Source organism: Pseudomonas parakoreensis (assembly GCF_021602155.1).
GTDB classification, from domain to species: Bacteria; Pseudomonadota; Gammaproteobacteria; order Pseudomonadales; family Pseudomonadaceae; genus Aquipseudomonas; species Aquipseudomonas parakoreensis.
Map to the genome: position 1 here is coordinate 43409 of NZ_BQHY01000001.1, position 17583 is coordinate 60991.

Consider the following 17583-nt stretch of genomic DNA (forward strand, 5'->3'; position numbering starts at 1 on the left):
TCCGATCAGATCGGCCGGCAGATCCAGTGCAAGTAACGCCCAAGCCCGGCGAAGCTTGGGTGGCGACGGTGAGCGAGCTCCATCTCCAGCAAATCCACGAGTTCGGCGCGAGCCTGGAATTCCACGGGCATGTAGTCGTGAAAAACCCGGATCCCGCTCTGGGTTTCGACCTGCCACAACCCTTCGATTTGCGTTGCCAGCTCCCGCGGATCAAGCGGCTGCTGCGGGGTCAGGCTTTGCTTTTCACCGGCCATGGTGTTTTTGCGCATTTTCTTGAAATGGCCTTTGAGCAGGTTGCGATAAATCAGCGCATCCCGGTTGTAGAACGCCAGCGACAGCCAGCCGCCGGGGCTGGTCAGCTGATGCAGCACTGGCAGGATCGCATGGGGTTCGGCCAGCCATTCGAGTACGGCGTGGCAGATCACCAGATCGTAGGGTTCGGTGAGCTGACCGAGCAGCTCCTGCCACGGCGCCTGGATGAACGTCGCGCTCTGCCCGGCTTCGGCGAAGCGTTGACGAGCCCCTTCGAGCATCGGTTCGGCCGGTTCGGTGAAGGTCACTTGATGGCCACGCTCGGCCAGCCACAGCGACATGTGGCCCAGGCCGCCACCGATGTCCAGCACGCGCAATGGCCGGTCCGGCAACGCTTCGGCCAGGTCGGCCTGCAACACCGCCAGGCGAATCGCGCCTTTGGCACCACCGTAGATTTTTTCGGCGAAACGGGTCGCCAACTGATCGAAATGCCGGTCGCTCATCAGCTGAACCGCCGTTCGCTGTCGGCGAGTTTGCTGCGCACCACTTCATTCATGTCCAGCCCCAACTCGCTGCACAGCAGCAACAGATACAGGACGATGTCACCGACTTCCTGCCCGGCATGCGCCAGTTTGTCCGCCGGCAACTGGCGCGACTGGTCTTCGGTCAGCCACTGGAAAATCTCCACCAGCTCGGACATTTCCACGCTGGCGGCCATGGCGAGGTTTTTCGGGCTGTGAAATTGTCGCCAGTCATTACGGTCGCGGATGGCGTGCAGGCGTTCGGTCAGTTCAACAAGGTTCATCGGGCTCTCCTGAAGGCGTATAGCTTCGGGGGGATACGCGTTGAAGGCAAGGCCCACGTAGGAGCTGCCGCAGGCTGCGATCTTTTGATCTTGCCCCTGAAAATCAACAGCCAAAGATCGCAGCCTGCGGCAGCTCCTACAGATTTTCCGTTCGGCGCAGCATTGGGCCATACTCCTGTCAGGGAACTCGGCCACCCGCGTTGTGGCCCAAGGCTCAGCTCTTTCATCAGGATGCACACATGCAGGTAGAAAGCTTTTTCGAATGGCTCGGCCAGGCACTCGGTTCGATCATCCGCTTCATCGTCGATGGCCTCAGCGGCCTGTTCAACATACTGAGCAACGCTGGCGGCAATTTTGTCGATGGCCTGGCGAAGACGCTGGGCATGGACACCTCGATCATCAGCATCCTCGCGCTGATTGTCGGCCTGATGCTGCTGTGGTCGGCGATTCGCGCGTTCATGAATGCGTCGATCATTGCCGGGATCATCTGGCTGCTGTTGGGGTTGTGGTTGTTGAGCTGGATCATCCATTAGCCCTTGTGGGAGCGAGCCTGCTCGCGAAGGCGTCAGATCAGCCAAAACGGCTCTGGATGACACACCGCTTTCGCAAGCAGGCTCGCTCCCACATTGGTTTGTATCGCAGGCCGCATGAATCGCTACAATCCCCGCTCCCCCAAGGAGCCCGCATGTCCAACCTGATTGCCGACTGGCGCGACCGTCCGACTCACCGCAAGGTCTGGGCGCTCGCCGCGCCGATGATTCTTTCGAATATTTCCGTACCGCTGGTGGCGCTGGTCGACAGCACCGTCATCGGCCACCTGCCCCACGCCCATCAATTGGGCGCAGTGGCGGTCGGCGCCAGCCTCTACACCTTTCTCGCCTGGGCCATGGGCTTTCTGCGCATGGGCACCACCGGGTTTGCCGCCCAGGCCGCCGGGCGCAGCGATGGCGCGGCGTTGCGGCAGATTCTGTTGCAGGGTTTGCTGCTGGCGCTGGGACTGGCAATCGTGCTCGGCACGCTCGGCGTGCCGTTGAGCGGCGTGGCCCTGCACGTCATGCAGCCGTCGGCGGAACTTGATCAACTGACCCGCGAATTCTTCCACACCCGGTTATTCGGGCTGCCGGCAGCGCTGGCCAGTTACGCCCTGGTCGGCTGGTTCCTCGGCACTCAGAACGCCCGGGCGCCGCTGGCGATTCTGCTGAGCACCAACCTGATCAACATCGCTTTGAACCTGTGGTTCGTGATTGGCCTGGAATGGGGCGTGGTCGGCTCGGCCCGGGCCTCGGTGATCGCCGAGTGGAGCGGTGCCCTGCTTGGCCTGTGGCTGACCCGTGGCGCCTTGCGCGCCTATCCCGGGCACATCGCCTGGGCGGCCTTGAAGTTGTGGCAGAACTGGCGCCCGTTGCTGGCGGTCAACCGCGACATTTTCATCCGCAGCCTGGCGCTGCAATCGGTGTTCTTCCTGATCACCGTGCAAGGCGCGCGTTTGGGCGATGCCACGGTGGCGGCCAATGCCCTGCTGCTCAACGGCCTGCTGCTGACCGCCCATGCGCTGGACGGTCTGGCGCATGCGGTCGAAGCGTTGTGCGGACACGCGATCGGCGCCCGCGATCGCCTCGCCCTGCGCCGCTCATTGGTGGTGGCCGGCGGCTGGTCGTTGCTGGCAAGCCTCGGATTTGCCGCGTTGTTTCTGCTGGCCGGGCATTTGTTCATCGAAATGCAGACCGACATCCAGAGCGTGCGCGACACCGCGTTCATCTACCTGCCGTATCTGGCGGTGTTGCCGCTGATTGCGGTCTGGAGTTATTTGCTCGACGGCCTGTTCATCGGCGCCACCCGCGCCCGGGAGATGCGCAATGGCATGCTGCTGACCGTCGCTCTGCTGCTGCCGTTTGCCTGGGCGCTGCAAGGGTTGGGCAATCACGGGCTGTGGATAACGTTCCTGCTGTTCATGATCTTGCGCAGCCTGACGCTCGGCGTATTGGCCCTGTGGCTGCGCCGCGACGACGGCTGGTTCAGCGGCGCCGCTCACTGAGCCGGCGTGTGTTTGACGAACGCGACGACCTGCTCAAGCACCGGCGCCAGGTGCCGAAGCGGCCGCGACAGGCTCGCCACCAGCGTCACATGACTGGGGCGCGAGTAGTACAGATCCTGCACCGGCACACCGGCCTCGCGCAGTTTGCGCGCGAGGCCGGCGGTGTTGCGCGTCGGGTTGACCAGATTATCTTTGGTCGCAGCGATCAGCAGCGCCGGAGGCTCGCCCTGCCGGACATGGTTGATCGGCTGCGATTGCGGCGGTGAGTCAGGCCAGAAGAATACCGGGCGCACATCGGCATTCTTGATCGGCAGAAAATCGTACGGCCCGGCCAGGCCGATCCAGCCGCTGAGGTCTTTCGACGACATGCCCACCGCACCGAGCAGCGCAGGGTCGAGCGCCAGCATCGCCGCATTGTAGGCCCCGGAACTGTGGCCCATCAGGAACAGGCGTTGCGGGTTGCCGGAGAACCCGCGGATATGCGCCCGGGTCCAGGCCACCGCCCGCGCCGAGTCTTCAAGAAACAACGGATAGCGCACTTGCGGGTACAGCCGATAATCCGCCAGCACCGCGACGATCCCCCGCGACGCCAGCGCCTCGCCGACAAAGGCGTAATCGCCACGATCACCGCTGTTCCAGCTGCCACCGTAGAAAAACACCACCACCGGCGCGCCCTCCAGTGGCCGGCGTGGCACGTAGACGTCGAGCTTCTGCCGTGGATCGTCGCCATAGGCAATGCCCGCCGTTCGCTGGAACGTGTCATCGGGTGTCAGCGCATTGAGCACCTTGACCGGCGAACACCCCGACAGCACCAGCAGCAGGCACCCGCCGAGGATTGAACCAAACCGTTGCCACAGCGGGTTTGTCATGGGTGCCACACCTCAAGATTGATCGTTCTGCCAGTGCCGCCGCACATGGTCGAGCCGTGCCTGCTGGCTCAGCCCGCCCGGCACGTCCGGCAGTTGCGTCCGGGGATGCTGCAAGCGTAGCCATAACCAGCCATCCAGCACCGCGCGGTCGCTGAAACCCAGGCTCAGGCCCTCCTGCACATGGGAGGCCATCCGCGCATAGTCGGTTCCCATGGATTGGCACCAGCGCCAGATGTGTTGTTCCAGCAGACAGTTTTGCAAGCGTTCGCGCTGGCGCCGGGTCAGGCTTTCGTCGACGCTCAGCGGCTCGACCGCCCATTGCGGATTGCGCAGTTGCTGCCAGCCTTCACTGCCAATGGCGAGGTCAGCCCAGGTACCACCGAACCAGCGCAGCAGTTGGATCGGCCCGAGCCAGCGGCTCAGGTCGGCGGCATCACAGGCATCGAAGAAGTAACTGGCTGTCTGCCGGTTGTAGTAACCGAGCAAGGCGCGATGATTGAGCCCGAACGAGACGGTCAGCATCCGTCGCAAATGACTCAGAAGAATCTGCCACGAGGCATCGCTCGCGATCAGCAGACCACGCCAGGTCTGCGGATCACGGTGACACAGCGCCGCCAGTGCCGGGCACTCGTGCAGGTCGACCAGCAGCGGCCCGAGTTCGCTTACCGCCTGAAATTCGGTGCCCTCGAACAGCCGCGTGCAATGGACGGCGGCGAACCCCTGACGCAACGTCGTCAGCGCCTGCTGCGCATCGGCGCCATCGAGCAGCAGCCACTGTGTCTGCGGGGTGAATGGCGCGCCGCTCAAGTGGCGCCGCCCTGTCCCAGCGACGCGACCAGCCGGCAACTGCAGATTGCCGCCGTGCAGTGGTTATAACTGCCACCGCCGGGCACCAGACACAACAGCAACAGCGGTTCGGCGGACATCAACCACCGCGCCAGACCTGCGCTCGGCAGAACGTCCGGCAGCACCGGAGGCTCCTGATAGTCTTCGATCAGAGCCGGTTCCTGCAACACACCACTGATCACCGGCTGGTCCGGATCGCCCTCAAGAAAACTCACCACCACCTCGACGCCCTCGTCCAACGCTGCCGGCGACGTCTCGCTCAACGCCGCAGAAAGGGGCAGCCAGCAGTGGCTGGCAGCAGCGCCTTCCCCCTGATAGAGCCAGTCAAACTGCACCGCTACCGACCGCCATTCGTCAGGTTGGGGCTCTGCGACGCTCACCACCCAGGCCCGTTGCAGACTGTGCATGCGCGGTGGTGTGGCAGGGCTCGTCGGCGGGGCAAGAGGCGCCTGGGCCGAGGCAAGAATCCGGTTGCTGTACGGCGGTTCGCTGGCCGGATCAGCACGATGCTCGATCCGGTTCAGCAGCCAGCGGCGGTTGCACTCGGCAAACGGATGTTCGCTCAGTGCCAGCCACCGCGCACTGCGCAAGGTTGGCAGATCGCTGTGGCCGTGGGCTTTGCCGGGCCGAACCAAACGCTCCTGCACATCGCTGGCATCCACTTGCATCTGCCAGCGCCGGACGCTCGGCGAGTTCGCGTCATCATCCACAGATGCCCCGCCAGCCAGCGGAAACCTTGCGGGATCATCAACGAAGACCAGGCAGTGCCCGTCAGGCCGATGCTCGAAGTAGTAGTCAATTCGCGCCTGCGCGCACAGCCGCTGCACGAACTGCAGGTCCGACTCGCGGTATTGGGTGCAAAACGTGCGTACCGGGTATTCGCCGTGCAAATCAAAACGCCGTTGCGCGCCAGCGATACCGTGCTCCTTGAGGACCTGTGCGAGGATCTGCGGCACACACTGGCTGCTGAAAATGCGCTGACTGAAACGCAGCGCCAGACAACTCAACTTCGGTCCCAGCGTCACTCGGCACAACCGCACCCCCGCCTCGTGCTCATGCTGCACGACGCTCTGCAATTGCCCGCTCAGGCCATTGTGCCTGGGGCCGAAATGCAGGAATGCCGAGCGGTACAGCAGACCGGCCAGGTCCAGTTGCGGGTCATCGATCAACAGGTCGATGTCAAACGCAAAAGGTTCGCTGATGCCCTCACTGCCGGTAAAGGCCAGCACCTCGAAGGGGTCGGGCAGCCCCGTTACATCGAGACGAAACGACGGCTCGTTGACTGATTCGAACATGGGCGGATCTCTACAGGAGGGGCGGCCGGGGATTCTCGCCGAGAGACATGGCCGAGTAGAGAGCTGAAGTACAACTTAGGAAATGACCTACGCGAAAAGCAGACGGGATCACTTCACCGGCTGTGGCAGGCAGTTATTTCGCGGGAAATTTGGGAGATGTCCCACCGGGTCATGTGAATTTTCCACCGCTTTCGCGGAAATTTCAGACAACCCGGTGCAACAGCATCTGTCTCAGGAAGACAGGTAGGAGGAGCGGGTCAGCCCCAGACGCAAGGCATCGAGGAACTGCGTGCGTTCGCTGGCACTGATGCGGGCACTGGCGCACTTGTCACGGTAGTGGGTCATCAGTTCTTCCGGCGACAAGTGCACGTAGCGCAGCATGTCTTCGATGGTGTCGTGGGTCTCGATACCGGCGTGGTAAACGCTGCCATCGGCGTTCTGATAGATGTTCACCGAGTCGGTGTCACCGAACAGGTTGTGCATGTCGCCGAGAATTTCCTGATAGGCGCCGACCAGGAACACCCCCAGCAGATAGTCTTCACCTTCGTTCAGACCGTGCACGGGCAGGCTGGTCTCGATGCTCTGCTCGTCGACGTACTGGTTGATCTTGCCGTCGGAGTCGCACGTCAGGTCTTGCAGCACGGCACGACGCAGCGGCTCTTCGTCCAGACGATGCAGCGGAATGATCGGCAGCACCTGATCAATCGCCCAGGTGTCCGGCAGGCTCTGGAACACCGAGAAGTTGCAGATGTACTTGTCGGCCAGCTTGTCGTTGAGTTCGTCGAGCACCTGACGGTGCGAACGCTGACGGGCTTTCAACGAGTTATGCAGGCGACGGCACACCGCGAAGTAGCACTGCTCGGCCAGGGCTTTTTCAGCCAGGGTCAGTTTGCCGTCGGCGTACTGCGAAGCCACGTCGCTCATGTAGTGCGTAGCGCGCCAGTAGGTCTCGGTGACCATTTCGATGTCGGTCGGGCCGAGCAGGTCAACCAGCCACTGCACGGTTTCCGGCAGTGCTTCCTTGTTTTCGATCTGGGGCACGTCGTCGTTGTGCTTCTCGACGTCAGTCACTTGCACCACCAGCATCGCGTGGTGTGCGGTCAGCGAACGGCCGCTTTCGGAGAAGATGTGCGGATGCGGCAGGCTCTGCGCGTCGCAGAACTCCTTGAGCATACCGACCACGACACCGGCGTAATCGTCCATGTCGTAGTTGATCGAACTGGCATTGCGCGAGTGGGTACCGTCATAGTCGACACCCAGACCGCCGCCGACGTCGATGTGATCGACCGGCAGGCCAAGGTTGCGCAGCTCGCCGTAGTAACGGATCGCTTCCTTGAAACCGTGCTGGTAGTCAGCCAGGTTGGCAATCTGCGAACCCATGTGGAAGTGCAGCAGGCGAATGCCCTGATCCAGGCCCGCGGCGCGGAAACGCTCGACCACCGACAGCAGTTGCGCCGCCGACAGACCGAACTTGGATTTCTCGCCACCGGTGTCCGCCCACTTCGACGACGCCAGCGACGACAGGCGCACGCGCAGGCCGACCTGTGGCTTGACCTTGAGCGAGGCCGCTTCTTCGATCACCAGGCCGACTTCGGATTCTTTCTCGATGACGATGAACACGTTGTGGCCGAGCTTCTGGCCCATCAGCGCCAGACGGATGAACTCGCGGTCCTTGTAACCGTTGCAGACGATGGTGCCGCCCTTCGGCGCCAGCGCCAGCACCGCCAGCAGCTCAGGCTTGGAGCCGGCTTCCAGACCGATGGAAACGTTCTGGGTGGCGATGATGTTCTCGATCACCGCTTCCTGCTGGTTGACCTTGATCGGGTACAGCGCGGTGTACTTGCTCTGGTATTCCAGGCGCTCGATGTTCGAGTCGAAAGCACCGGTCAGCTGACGGACGCGGTCTTGCAGGATGTCGGGGAAACGTACCAGCAACGGCAGGGACAAGCCGCTCTTGCGCAGTTGGTCGACTTGTTCGAACAGGTCGATAGGCGAACTGCTCGGGCCGTTCGGACGAACTTCGACGCGACCGGCGTCATTGATCGCGAAATACCCGGCCCCCCAATGGCGAATCCCGTAAACACTGCGGCTGTCCGCAACTGTCCATTGGCTGCCATCGTCTTTGCGTGTGCGTCGTACGGACATCGAAGTCCCCTATAAAGAAGTCATAGTGCGTCGCCTGATCGCAGGCCGGCGCAGTCTAAAGAATGAAAATGACGGTTCGTCAGCGCGGCGGTAGACCGCGCTGACCGCGTGTAGTTTAGAAACCGGTCATGAACAGGCTCTGTGAAAACCATGGAGACGACGCCGGATCTGAACTGCTTCAGTGCCGGATCAAGCCGCAGATGGATTTCACAGAGGCTGCTAGCCGCCGGACTTCTTCGCTTTGAAACCGTGTTTGATCAGCTCTGCCAAGAGTAGCTCGACATGATCGCCCTGGATTTCGATGACCCCGTCCTTCAACGCCCCACCGGTGCCGCAACGTTTCTTCAACGTTGTCGCCAGTTCCTTCAGGGCGTCTTCGGCCAGCGGCACGCCGGTGATGGTGGTCACCGTTTTGCCGCCACGGCCCTTGCTCTCGCGACGCACGCGGGCAATGCCGTCCCCGGCCGGGATCACGGTTTGTTTGCAGATACAGGCGTCCACCGGTTTGCTGCATTCCGGGCAATGACGACCTGCGTCGGTGGAAAATACCAGGCCGCCCAGGGCGGCGAAGGATGCGGCTTTTTTGGCCACCGGCAATCCTCTTGGGAGGACAAAGACTGATCGCGACCTTGGGCAAGGTCATCGACCGCGAAGCCCCACTCAGGCAGGGGCAGCGCTACTGCACCGAAACAATTGAACCGCTCGACTTCGACCTGCAGGAGCTGTCGAGTGCAACGAGGCTGCGATCTTTTGATCCTGGTCTTCAAAAATCAAAAGATCGCAGCCTTCGGCAGCTCCTACAGGCCTGTCATCGTTCAGGCCCACATCAAACCATTCGGTGCAGCTTGAAAAGGTCGCGCAGTGTAACGGCAAAAAGCGCAATTGCTAAGAGCCAATCGGCGCCAATTTATGTGTTCTTTGCGACGTCGCTTTGCTGCGCCTTCAGATAGCGCTTCAACGCGGCCAGAGAGTCCGGGCAGTAAGGCTTTTGCTCGATTTCCAGCAGCACCTGTTCGACCGGAATGAAGCGTGCTTCCAGCACTTCTTCCGGCTGCAGTTTCAGCGGGCCGTCCCACACCGCGGAAAACGCCGAGCACCACAGGCGATTGCCGGTGTCCTCGAAGAAGAAATGATCGTGGGCAGTCAGTTCCACCCCACTCACCCCCAACTCCTCTTCCAGCTCGCGGGCCGCCGATTCGGCGTAGGTCTCATCGGCCTGGACCATGCCGCCGGCCGCCACGTCCCAGTAACCGGGATAGATCGCCTTGCTCAAGGTGCGCCGATGCACGCAGAGCTCACCGGCACTGTTGAACAGCATGATGTAAGTGCCGCGACCGATCAGCCCACGCTCACGCAGATCGGCCCGCACCAGGGCGCCGAGCAGGTTGTCCTGCTCGTCGACCCAGGCGATCTGTTCAGCATCGGAGGCGGCGCGATGGGCCGCCTCTTTGGCGCTCTCGTCCATGACTCAGCCCTGATTGAGCAGTTGACGCAGATCGATCACGGCGGCGTTGGCCCGGGAGATGTAGTTGGCCATGACCAGCGAGTGGTTGGCCAACACGCCGAAGCCGCTGCCGTTGAGAATCATCGGGCTCCAGACCGGCTCCTGCGAGGCTTCCAGCTCACGAATGATCTGGCGCACGCTGACCGTGGCGTTCTTCTTCGCCAGCACATCGGCGAAATCGACTTCGATGGCGCGCAGCAGGTGCGACAGCGCCCAGGCCTGACCGCGTGCTTCATAGAACACGTTGTCGATCTGCATCCACGGAGTCTCGACCACTTCTTCGTCAACCTGCGGCACTTCGCCCACCGCCGGCACTTCGGTTTTCAGTGCGGTGTTGAGCTTGACCCGGCCAACACTGGCGGACAGACGTTGCGACAGCGAACCCAGGCGAGTGCCGACATCGCCCAGCCAGTTGTTCAGGTTGTCGGCGCGGGCGTAGAACAAGGCGTTTTTCTGCGTTGGATCAGACAGACGCGCCTGATAACGGCTCAGGGAGTTGATGCCTTCCTGATACTCCGATTCGCTCGACGGCAGGATCCAGCTCTTGTTGTCGAAGTTGAAACGCGGTTCGGCCTTGGCCAGATCGGCGTCTTCAGCCGACTGCGACTGCGAACGGGCGAAGTCTTTGCGCAGCGCCCGGGTCAGGTCACGCACTTGCACCAGCACGCCGTATTCCCAGCTCGGCGTGTTGTCCATCCACAGGCCTGGCGGGAAGCGGTCGTTGGAAATGTAGCCACCCGGCTTGTTCAGCAGCGTGCCGGCAACAGTCTTGAGGGTTTCGACCGTGGTGTAGCCGACCACCATTTGCTTGCCTTCTTTCTCGGCAGCCGCCTGGGCATTTTGTGCCACCGGGAACAGCGCGGGCTCCTGGCTCCAGTACCAGCCCAGGCCAATGGTCACCAGCAGATAAATGCCGATCAGCGTGGCCAGCGCGCGGCTGAACAGCAGCCCGCCCACGTAGCTGCGGGTGGCCGACTTCGGTTCAGCGGCACGTTCAGGCGCGCTGCCCGCGCGGTTCTTCCAGTCCAGCATGGCGATATCCTTTCAATCACTTGGGTTCAACGGTTCGACCACAACCATACAACAACGTGCCAAGGCCGGGCACCCGCCATCGAAGAGAAGCAGAAAATCCACGGAGAGCGCGACTTCAAGCTGCGAACTTTCTAAGGGTTTCCCTGATGCATCGTCCACGCTAAAAGTCGGCACGCCGTCGTCAAGGATCAATCCAAACCTGCACCATAGCGGTGTTGCCAAAGTTTTTTTCGCTGACCAAGCCGCCCGACGCGCCCGGTTTCAGGGGACTTCATCGACGAACGGGTCGAATCCAGCACCAACTGGTCAGAAACTGAATTGTGCAGCACCGCAGATTATTGACGCACGACACTCATATAAGGGAAAAGAGGTGCTAGCATAGAGCCACCAGTCGATCTCAGCATGCGCCCTAACTAGTAGTCAGGATATGACCGAGCCAGAAGACCCCAGCCGTGAGCGCCTCAAGCACCACTTTGCCCAGCGGGTAATTCATCAGGCACGTCAGATTCTTGAGATATGGCAGCGCCTGCAACGCAGTGAGTGGTCCACTGCCGACCTCGCCGAACTGAGCGAAGCGAACTTGCGCCTGCTGCGTTTTGCCGAGCGCTTCGAGCAGCCCGAGCACACGCAACTGGCTCATCACATCAGCCAGTCGCTGGAAGCGGTGGACGCCAATCGCGGGCGTCTGAGCAGCGGCCTGATCACCGACCTCAATCGCTTGATGCAGCGCCTGTCCCGCACCGGTCTGCGCCATGGCGATCAACTCGACCAGACCTTCCTGCCGCCGCTGCGCAAACCAATCTACGTGATGCTGCAGGATCACGACCGCGCCGAACGCCTGGCCAAGCAGCTGGAATTCTTCGGGCTGACCGCACAGGCGCTGGACAGCGTCGCCGCATTTCGCTCCTCGATGGTCGAGCGCTTGCCGGCCGCAATCGTCATGGACGTGGACTTCAGCGGCGCCGGTGTCGGCCTGCAACTGGCCGCCGAAGCCCAGGTCGGTCTGGAAGAACCGCTGCCGCTGCTGTTCTTCAGCCTGCACGAAACCGACACCCCGACCCGCCTCGCCGCCGTGCGCGCTGGCGGCCAGGAATTCCTCACCGGCACCCTTGAAGCGTCGAGCCTGCTGGAGAAGATCGAAGTCCTGACCTGCGTCGCCCAGTACGAACCTTATAAAGTGCTGATCATCGACGACTCCCGCGCCCAGGCCCTGCACACCGAACGCCTGCTCAACAGCGCCGGAATCGTCACGCGTACCCTGATCGAACCGATCCAGGCGATGGCCGAACTGGCGGACTTCCAGCCGGACCTGATCATCCTCGACATGTACATGCCGGCCTGCACCGGCACCGAACTGGCCAAGGTCATTCGCCATAACGACCGTTACGTCAGCGTGCCGATCATCTACTTGTCCGCCGAGGACGATCTGGACAAGCAGCTCGACGCGATGAGCGAGGGCGGCGACGACTTCCTGACCAAGCCGATCAAGCCGCGACATCTGATCACCACCGTGCGCAACCGCGCCGCCCGTGCGCGCAACCTCAAGGCGCGGATGGTCCGCGACAGCCTCACCGGCCTGTACAATCACACGCACATCCTGCAATTGCTCGAAGACTGCTCGTTCCGCGCCCGGCGCGAGAACAAACCGCTGAGCTTTGCCATGCTCGACATCGACCACTTCAAACGGGTCAACGACAGCCACGGCCACCCGATGGGCGACCGAGTGATCAAGAGCCTGGCGCTGTTCCTCAAGCAACGCTTGCGCAAGACCGACTTCATCGGTCGTTACGGCGGCGAAGAGTTCGCCATTGTCATGCCCGACACTGATATAGAAGCCGCGCACAAAGTGCTCGACGAGATCCGCCAGCGCTTTGCCGAAATCCACTATCCGGCGCAGCCGCAGGATTTGTGGTGCACCTTCAGCGCCGGCGTGGTGGAAATGCACGAAGACTCCGACAGCCTGATGATGGCCAGCCAGGCTGACGAAGCGCTGTACCGCGCCAAGGGTGCCGGACGCAATCGGGTGCAGACCGCGCGCGACTCAAAGCAAAGTGCCACCTTTTCATCGGAATCCACTGATTCGGTCATAACCCTGTAACAGAACCGCAATAAATTCAGGCGCTTACCATTTCTGCCGTTGGTAGCCATCATGCGCCTGAAGTTGCTCACCAATCTCAACACCCTGCTGCTGGTCGCCGTCTGCGTGGCCCTCGGCGCGACGCTGTGGTGGTCGCAAAAAGCCCTGGAGCGTCCGTATCTGTTGATGGAGCGCTACCTGGGCCTGTCGCAGCAATTTCAGAATGACGTGGCGCGCAATGTCGAGGACTACCTCGCCAGCGGCGATGCCCTGCGCCTGAGCAGTGCCAGCCAGGCCATCGACGGCTTGCAGAGGGAACTCGGTGAACTGCCACCGGCGCTGGCCGAGACCCTGCGCCCGAGCCTGTCGAGCCTGGAAGCATTCAGCAAAACCGACCTGCTCGCCGCCGGCAAACTGGCCGGTGATCCGCAGGCACTGCTGCTGCAAGCCGAACGCGAACTGAGCGCCAGCCTCGATCAACTCAGTACCTACGCCAATGGCAACGCGACGTACCTGACGCCGCTGCTCGTCGCTTCGCAGCACTTGGGCAAATTGTCGCTGGCCCGCGACAAACTGGTCAGCAGCGGCCGCAGTGAACTGGCGGCAGATGTCGAGCGTGAAGTCGACAATATCCGCACCCAGGCTCAGGCCATCGATGCCCTGCCCCTGCTCGGCGTGGTCGCCAAGAATGAATCCGGCAGCGATGATTTCGCCGCGATGATGGGCATCGAAAGCACCGAAAAAGCCGCTGCCGAAGACGCCGGCATCGGCCTCAAGCGTGAACTTAACAGCCTGCTCGGCCGCTACCCGGCGGAGCTGGCACGCACCCGCGAGCAGATCCAGAAACGCACCGAACTGAGCACCGCGACCCACCTGAAAATCGCCGCCGTGCAACAGGCGATCGCTGGACTCGAACCGGTGGTGCGCGCCCAGCACGGACAGATTCAGGGCGAAGTACGCCTGATGCAGGGCGTGATGATCGGCCTGATTCTGCTGATCGCGCTGCTGATCGACACCTTGCAGCGGCGCCTGGCGCGCACCCTGACCAACCTTGCTCCGGCGCTGTCGACCTGGGCCGAAGGCGATTTCAGTCGCGACATTCATTTGGGCAAAACCAACCGCGAACTGCATGACATTGAGGCTTCGCTCAACCGCTTGCGCGCGTATCTGGTAGATCTGGTCGGGACGATTCGCGGTAACGCCGAACAGGTCGCCGACAGCAGCCGTACCCTGGCCGAACTGAGCAACAACCTGCACTCCGGTGCCGAGCATCAGGCCGGCGACACTGCGCTGATCCGCGATTCACTGGGTGAGCTGGAAGCGACGATTCAGCAGGTCGCCGGCGATGCACGGCAGGCTGCCGATGCCAGCCGCCATGCCGGGCTGGCCGTGGAGCACGGGCAAACCGTGATCGGCCAAAGCCTCACAGGCCTGCACGCGCTGGTCGGCGAGGTGCAGGGCAATGCACAGATGATCGAGCACCTGGCCGAAGAGTCGGCGACCATTGGTGGCGTGCTGACGGTGATCCGTTCGATCGCCGACCAGACCAACCTGCTGGCCCTGAACGCGGCAATCGAAGCGGCGCGGGCCGGGGAAATGGGCCGTGGCTTTGCAGTGGTGGCCGAGGAAGTGCGCTCACTGGCACAACGCACGGCCGGCGCGACAGCGGAAATCCAGACGCTGATCGCCGGCCTGCAAGCCGCCGCCCGACAATCGGTCGAAGGCATGCGCGCGCAGGTCGAACACGCCGAAGCCACAGCCAATCAGGCACAAGCGGCGGACGGCGCGCTGGATAAAATCGTCGGCGCGATCCAGACCATTTCCGACACAGCGATCCGCATCGCCGAGATCACCGCGCAGCAGAGCGGCGCGGTCAGCGAAATCCGTGATCACAGCGAGCGGATCCATCAATTGGGCGGCGATAACCTGCTGCGCATCGGCGAGGGTCGCGAACAGGGGGAGAACTTGCTGGTACTGGGTGGGCAACTACATACCGCCGTGCAGGCCTTCCGCGTCTGACACCAACCTCTGTAGGAGCTGCCGAAGGCTGCGATCGTTTGACCTTGCTTCTAAAAATAAAAAGATCGCAGCCTTCGACAGCGCCTACAGGACGAGAGGAATGACCAGATCAAATCACTCAGTCACAAATTTCGCGCAAACATCGGTCATCGTGCTGGCTATTGCAGAGAACTGGACAGTCACAAAGCCTTTGCGGCATAGTCGCCGGGTTCTGACGACTGCTCATTCATAACAAGGAACATGCAGATGGCAACGCTACTGGTGCTGCACGGCCCCAACCTGAACCTGCTCGGCACCCGCGAACCCGGCACTTACGGTTCAACGACCCTGGCGCAGATCAATCAGGATCTGGAGCGCCGCGCCCGTGAAGCCGGCCATCATCTGCTGTATCTGCAAAGCAACGCCGAGTACGAATTGATCGATCGCATCCACGCCGCTCGCGGTGAAGGTGTGGATTTCATTCTGATCAATCCAGCAGCTTTTACGCACACAAGTGTCGCATTACGTGACGCGCTGCTGGGAGTGAGCATCCCATTCATCGAAGTGCATTTGTCCAACGTGCACAAGCGCGAACCTTTCCGCCATCACTCTTACTTCTCCGATGTAGCGGTGGGAGTGATCTGCGGCCTTGGCGCCAGCGGTTACCGACTGGCCCTGGAGGCCGCACTAGAGCAGCTTGAAACACAGGCAACGACTTGAACCACAAGCGTTAAACGCCCCTGACCGACCCTTGGGAGTTGATGATTCATGGATATCCGTAAAGTTAAGAAACTGATCGAATTGCTGGAAGAGTCCGGCATCGACGAGCTCGAGATCAAGGAAGGCGAAGAGTCCGTACGCATCAGCCGTCACAGCAAGACCCCGGCTCAGCAATACTACGCTCCGGCGCCGATGCAGGCTCCGGCCGCTGCACCTGCCGCCGCTGCTGCTCCAGTGGCTGCTGCCGCTCCGGCTGCCGCTGCTGCTCCTGCACTGAACGGCACCGTGGCCCGCTCGCCAATGGTAGGCACCTTCTACCGCAAATCTTCGCCAACCTCGCCAGCCTTCGTTGAAGTCGGCCAGACCGTGAAGAAAGGCGACACCCTGTGCATCGTCGAAGCCATGAAGATGATGAACCACATCGAAGCTGAAACCAGCGGTGTGATCGAATCCATCCTCGTCGAAGACGGCCAGCCGGTTGAGTACGACCAACCGCTGTTCACCATCGTTTGAACTGCGGAGAGCCTTTGATGACTGCGAAGTTGGAAAAAGTTCTGATCGCTAACCGCGGTGAGATCGCCCTGCGGATTCTGCGTGCCTGCAAAGAGATGGGCATCAAGACCGTCGCCGTTTACTCCAAGGCCGACAAAGAGCTGATGCACCTGGGTCTGGCAGACGAATCCGTCTGCATCGGCCCGGCTTCTGCCGCTCAGTCCTACCTGCACATCCCGGCCATCATCGCTGCCGCTGAAGTGACTGGCGCCACCGCCATTCACCCAGGCTACGGTTTCCTCGCGGAAAACGCCGATTTCGCCGAACAGGTCGAGAACTCCGGCTTCGCCTTCATCGGCCCGAAAGCCGAAACCATTCGTCTGATGGGCGACAAGGTGTCGGCCAAGCACGCGATGATCGAAGCTGGCGTGCCGACCGTTCCAGGTTCCGACGGCCCGCTGCCGGAAGACGAAGAAACGGCGCTGCGCATCGGTCGTGAAGTCGGCTACCCGGTGATCATCAAGGCCGCTGGCGGTGGTGGTGGTCGCGGCATGCGTGTGGTGCACAAGGAAGAAGACCTGATCGCCTCGGCCAAGCTGACCCGCTCCGAAGCTGGCGCGGCGTTCGGCAACCCGATGGTCTATCTGGAAAAATTCCTGACCAACCCGCGTCACGTCGAAGTTCAGGTACTGTCCGACGGCCAGGGTCACGCCATCCATCTGGGCGATCGCGATTGCTCGCTGCAACGTCGTCACCAGAAAGTTCTCGAAGAAGCGCCGGCACCGGGCATCGACGAGCAGGCGCGTCAGGAAGTGCTGGCACGCTGCGTCAAGGCGTGCATCGACATCGGCTACCGTGGCGCCGGCACGTTCGAGTTCCTGTACGAGAACGGTCGTTTCTACTTCATCGAAATGAACACCCGCGTTCAGGTGGAGCACCCGGTTTCGGAAATGGTCACCGGTATCGACATCGTCAAGGAGATGCTCAGCATCGCCGCTGGCAACAAGCTGTCGTTCACCCAGGATGACGTGGTGATCCGCGGTCACTCGCTGGAGTGCCGGATCAACGCTGAAGACCCGAAAACCTTCATGCCGAGCCCGGGCACGGTCAAGCATTTCCACGCTCCAGGCGGCAACGGCGTGCGCGTCGATTCGCACCTGTACAGCGGTTATGCGGTTCCACCGAACTACGACTCGCTGATCGGCAAGCTGATCACTTACGGCGCGACCCGCGACGAAGCCATGGCGCGCATGCGCAATGCCCTGGACGAAATCGTGGTGGACGGGATCAAGACCAACATCCCGCTGCACCGTGATCTGACCCGCGACGAAGGCTTCTGCAAAGGGGGCGTGAACATTCACTACCTCGAGCACAAGCTGGCTGGCGACAAGCACTAAGCTTCAGCCCGCACCAGACAAGGCCGCCTTCGGGCGGCTTTGTTGTTTCTGAGATTGCAAAAAACCTGTGGGAGCGAGCTTGCTCGCGAAGGCGGCACATCAGTCAGCATCAAAGT

General features: G+C 61.7%; 15 protein-coding genes and 1 pseudogene. 7 read left to right on the top strand and 9 right to left on the bottom strand.

Features of this window, described 5'->3' with window-relative positions; translation table 11 throughout:
• Positions 1-5: 5 nt before the first annotated feature.
• Together L6D63_RS00205 and L6D63_RS00210 are read right to left on the bottom strand one after the other, a co-directional pair.
• Positions 6-755 carry a methyltransferase gene (locus tag L6D63_RS00205; RefSeq protein ID WP_131671014.1) on the bottom strand — a complete coding sequence of 250 codons (750 nt, stop codon included), beginning with the start codon at positions 753-755 and terminating at the stop codon, positions 6-8.
• Positions 755-1057, bottom strand: coding sequence for a MazG-like family protein (locus L6D63_RS00210; protein ID WP_007951009.1), 303 nt, complete (start codon positions 1055-1057; stop codon positions 755-757). The genes L6D63_RS00205 and L6D63_RS00210 overlap by 1 nt, the downstream gene beginning before the upstream one ends.
• A gap of 239 nt (positions 1058-1296) precedes the next feature.
• Between L6D63_RS00210 and L6D63_RS00215 the strand changes: the two genes are divergently transcribed.
• Together L6D63_RS00215 and L6D63_RS00220 are read left to right on the top strand one after the other, a co-directional pair.
• The gene (locus L6D63_RS00215; RefSeq protein ID WP_007963021.1) at positions 1297-1590 is read left to right on the top strand and encodes a hypothetical protein; all 294 of its coding nucleotides are present in this window, start codon (positions 1297-1299) and stop codon (positions 1588-1590) included.
• Positions 1591-1742: 152 nt separating this feature from the next.
• Positions 1743-3092: an MATE family efflux transporter gene (locus L6D63_RS00220; RefSeq protein WP_131671013.1), complete on the top strand. Its 1350-nt coding sequence runs from the start codon at positions 1743-1745 to the stop codon at positions 3090-3092.
• Here L6D63_RS00220 and L6D63_RS00225 read toward each other — a convergent pair.
• The 7 genes from L6D63_RS00225 to L6D63_RS00255 form a co-directional block, all read right to left on the bottom strand.
• Positions 3086-3961 carry an alpha/beta hydrolase gene (locus tag L6D63_RS00225; protein ID WP_131671012.1) on the bottom strand — a complete coding sequence of 292 codons (876 nt, stop codon included), beginning with the start codon at positions 3959-3961 and terminating at the stop codon, positions 3086-3088. The genes L6D63_RS00220 and L6D63_RS00225 overlap by 7 nt on opposite strands.
• Positions 3962-3973: 12 nt before the next feature.
• The gene (locus tag L6D63_RS00230) at positions 3974-4768 is read right to left on the bottom strand and encodes a DUF4123 domain-containing protein (RefSeq protein ID WP_131671011.1); all 795 of its coding nucleotides are present in this window, start codon (positions 4766-4768) and stop codon (positions 3974-3976) included.
• Entirely contained in the window at positions 4765-6102 is a 1338-nt protein-coding gene (locus L6D63_RS00235) for a type VI secretion system Vgr family protein (RefSeq protein WP_131671010.1), read from the bottom strand. Before L6D63_RS00235 ends, L6D63_RS00230 begins: the two co-directional genes overlap by 4 nt.
• Before the next feature lie 231 nt (positions 6103-6333).
• Positions 6334-8247, bottom strand: a complete 1914-nt coding sequence (speA, locus tag L6D63_RS00240; RefSeq protein ID WP_007963030.1) for an arginine decarboxylase — start codon at positions 8245-8247, stop codon at positions 6334-6336.
• Positions 8248-8466: 219 nt separating this feature from the next.
• Entirely contained in the window at positions 8467-8838 is a 372-nt protein-coding gene (locus L6D63_RS00245) for a translation initiation factor Sui1 (protein ID WP_041068080.1), read from the bottom strand.
• Between the two features lie 316 nt (positions 8839-9154).
• Positions 9155-9712: an NUDIX hydrolase gene (locus L6D63_RS00250; RefSeq protein WP_047291057.1), complete on the bottom strand. Its 558-nt coding sequence runs from the start codon at positions 9710-9712 to the stop codon at positions 9155-9157.
• Positions 9713-9715: 3 nt separating this feature from the next.
• Entirely contained in the window at positions 9716-10783 is a 1068-nt protein-coding gene (locus tag L6D63_RS00255) for a DUF2333 family protein (RefSeq protein WP_007963034.1), read from the bottom strand.
• A 427-nt stretch (positions 10784-11210) separates the two neighbouring features.
• Between L6D63_RS00255 and gcbA the strand changes: the two genes are divergently transcribed.
• From gcbA to accC, 5 genes and pseudogenes are all read left to right on the top strand, one after another.
• Complete coding sequence (gene gcbA, locus L6D63_RS00260; RefSeq protein ID WP_041068095.1) at positions 11211-12881, top strand: diguanylate cyclase GcbA; 1671 nt, start codon at positions 11211-11213, stop codon at positions 12879-12881.
• A gap of 1491 nt (positions 12882-14372) precedes the next feature.
• Positions 14373-14879 (top strand): annotated as a pseudogene (locus tag L6D63_RS28905) (methyl-accepting chemotaxis protein); the annotation flags it as partial.
• Positions 14880-15125: 246 nt separating this feature from the next.
• Positions 15126-15578, top strand: a complete 453-nt coding sequence (gene aroQ, locus L6D63_RS00270; RefSeq protein ID WP_007914604.1) for a type II 3-dehydroquinate dehydratase — start codon at positions 15126-15128, stop codon at positions 15576-15578.
• A gap of 48 nt (positions 15579-15626) precedes the next feature.
• Complete coding sequence (gene accB / locus L6D63_RS00275) at positions 15627-16091, top strand: acetyl-CoA carboxylase biotin carboxyl carrier protein (RefSeq protein WP_024164417.1); 465 nt, start codon at positions 15627-15629, stop codon at positions 16089-16091.
• Between the two features lie 17 nt (positions 16092-16108).
• Positions 16109-17467, top strand: coding sequence for an acetyl-CoA carboxylase biotin carboxylase subunit (gene accC / locus L6D63_RS00280; RefSeq protein ID WP_041068145.1), 1359 nt, complete (start codon positions 16109-16111; stop codon positions 17465-17467).
• The last annotated feature ends 116 nt before the right edge of the window (positions 17468-17583 follow it).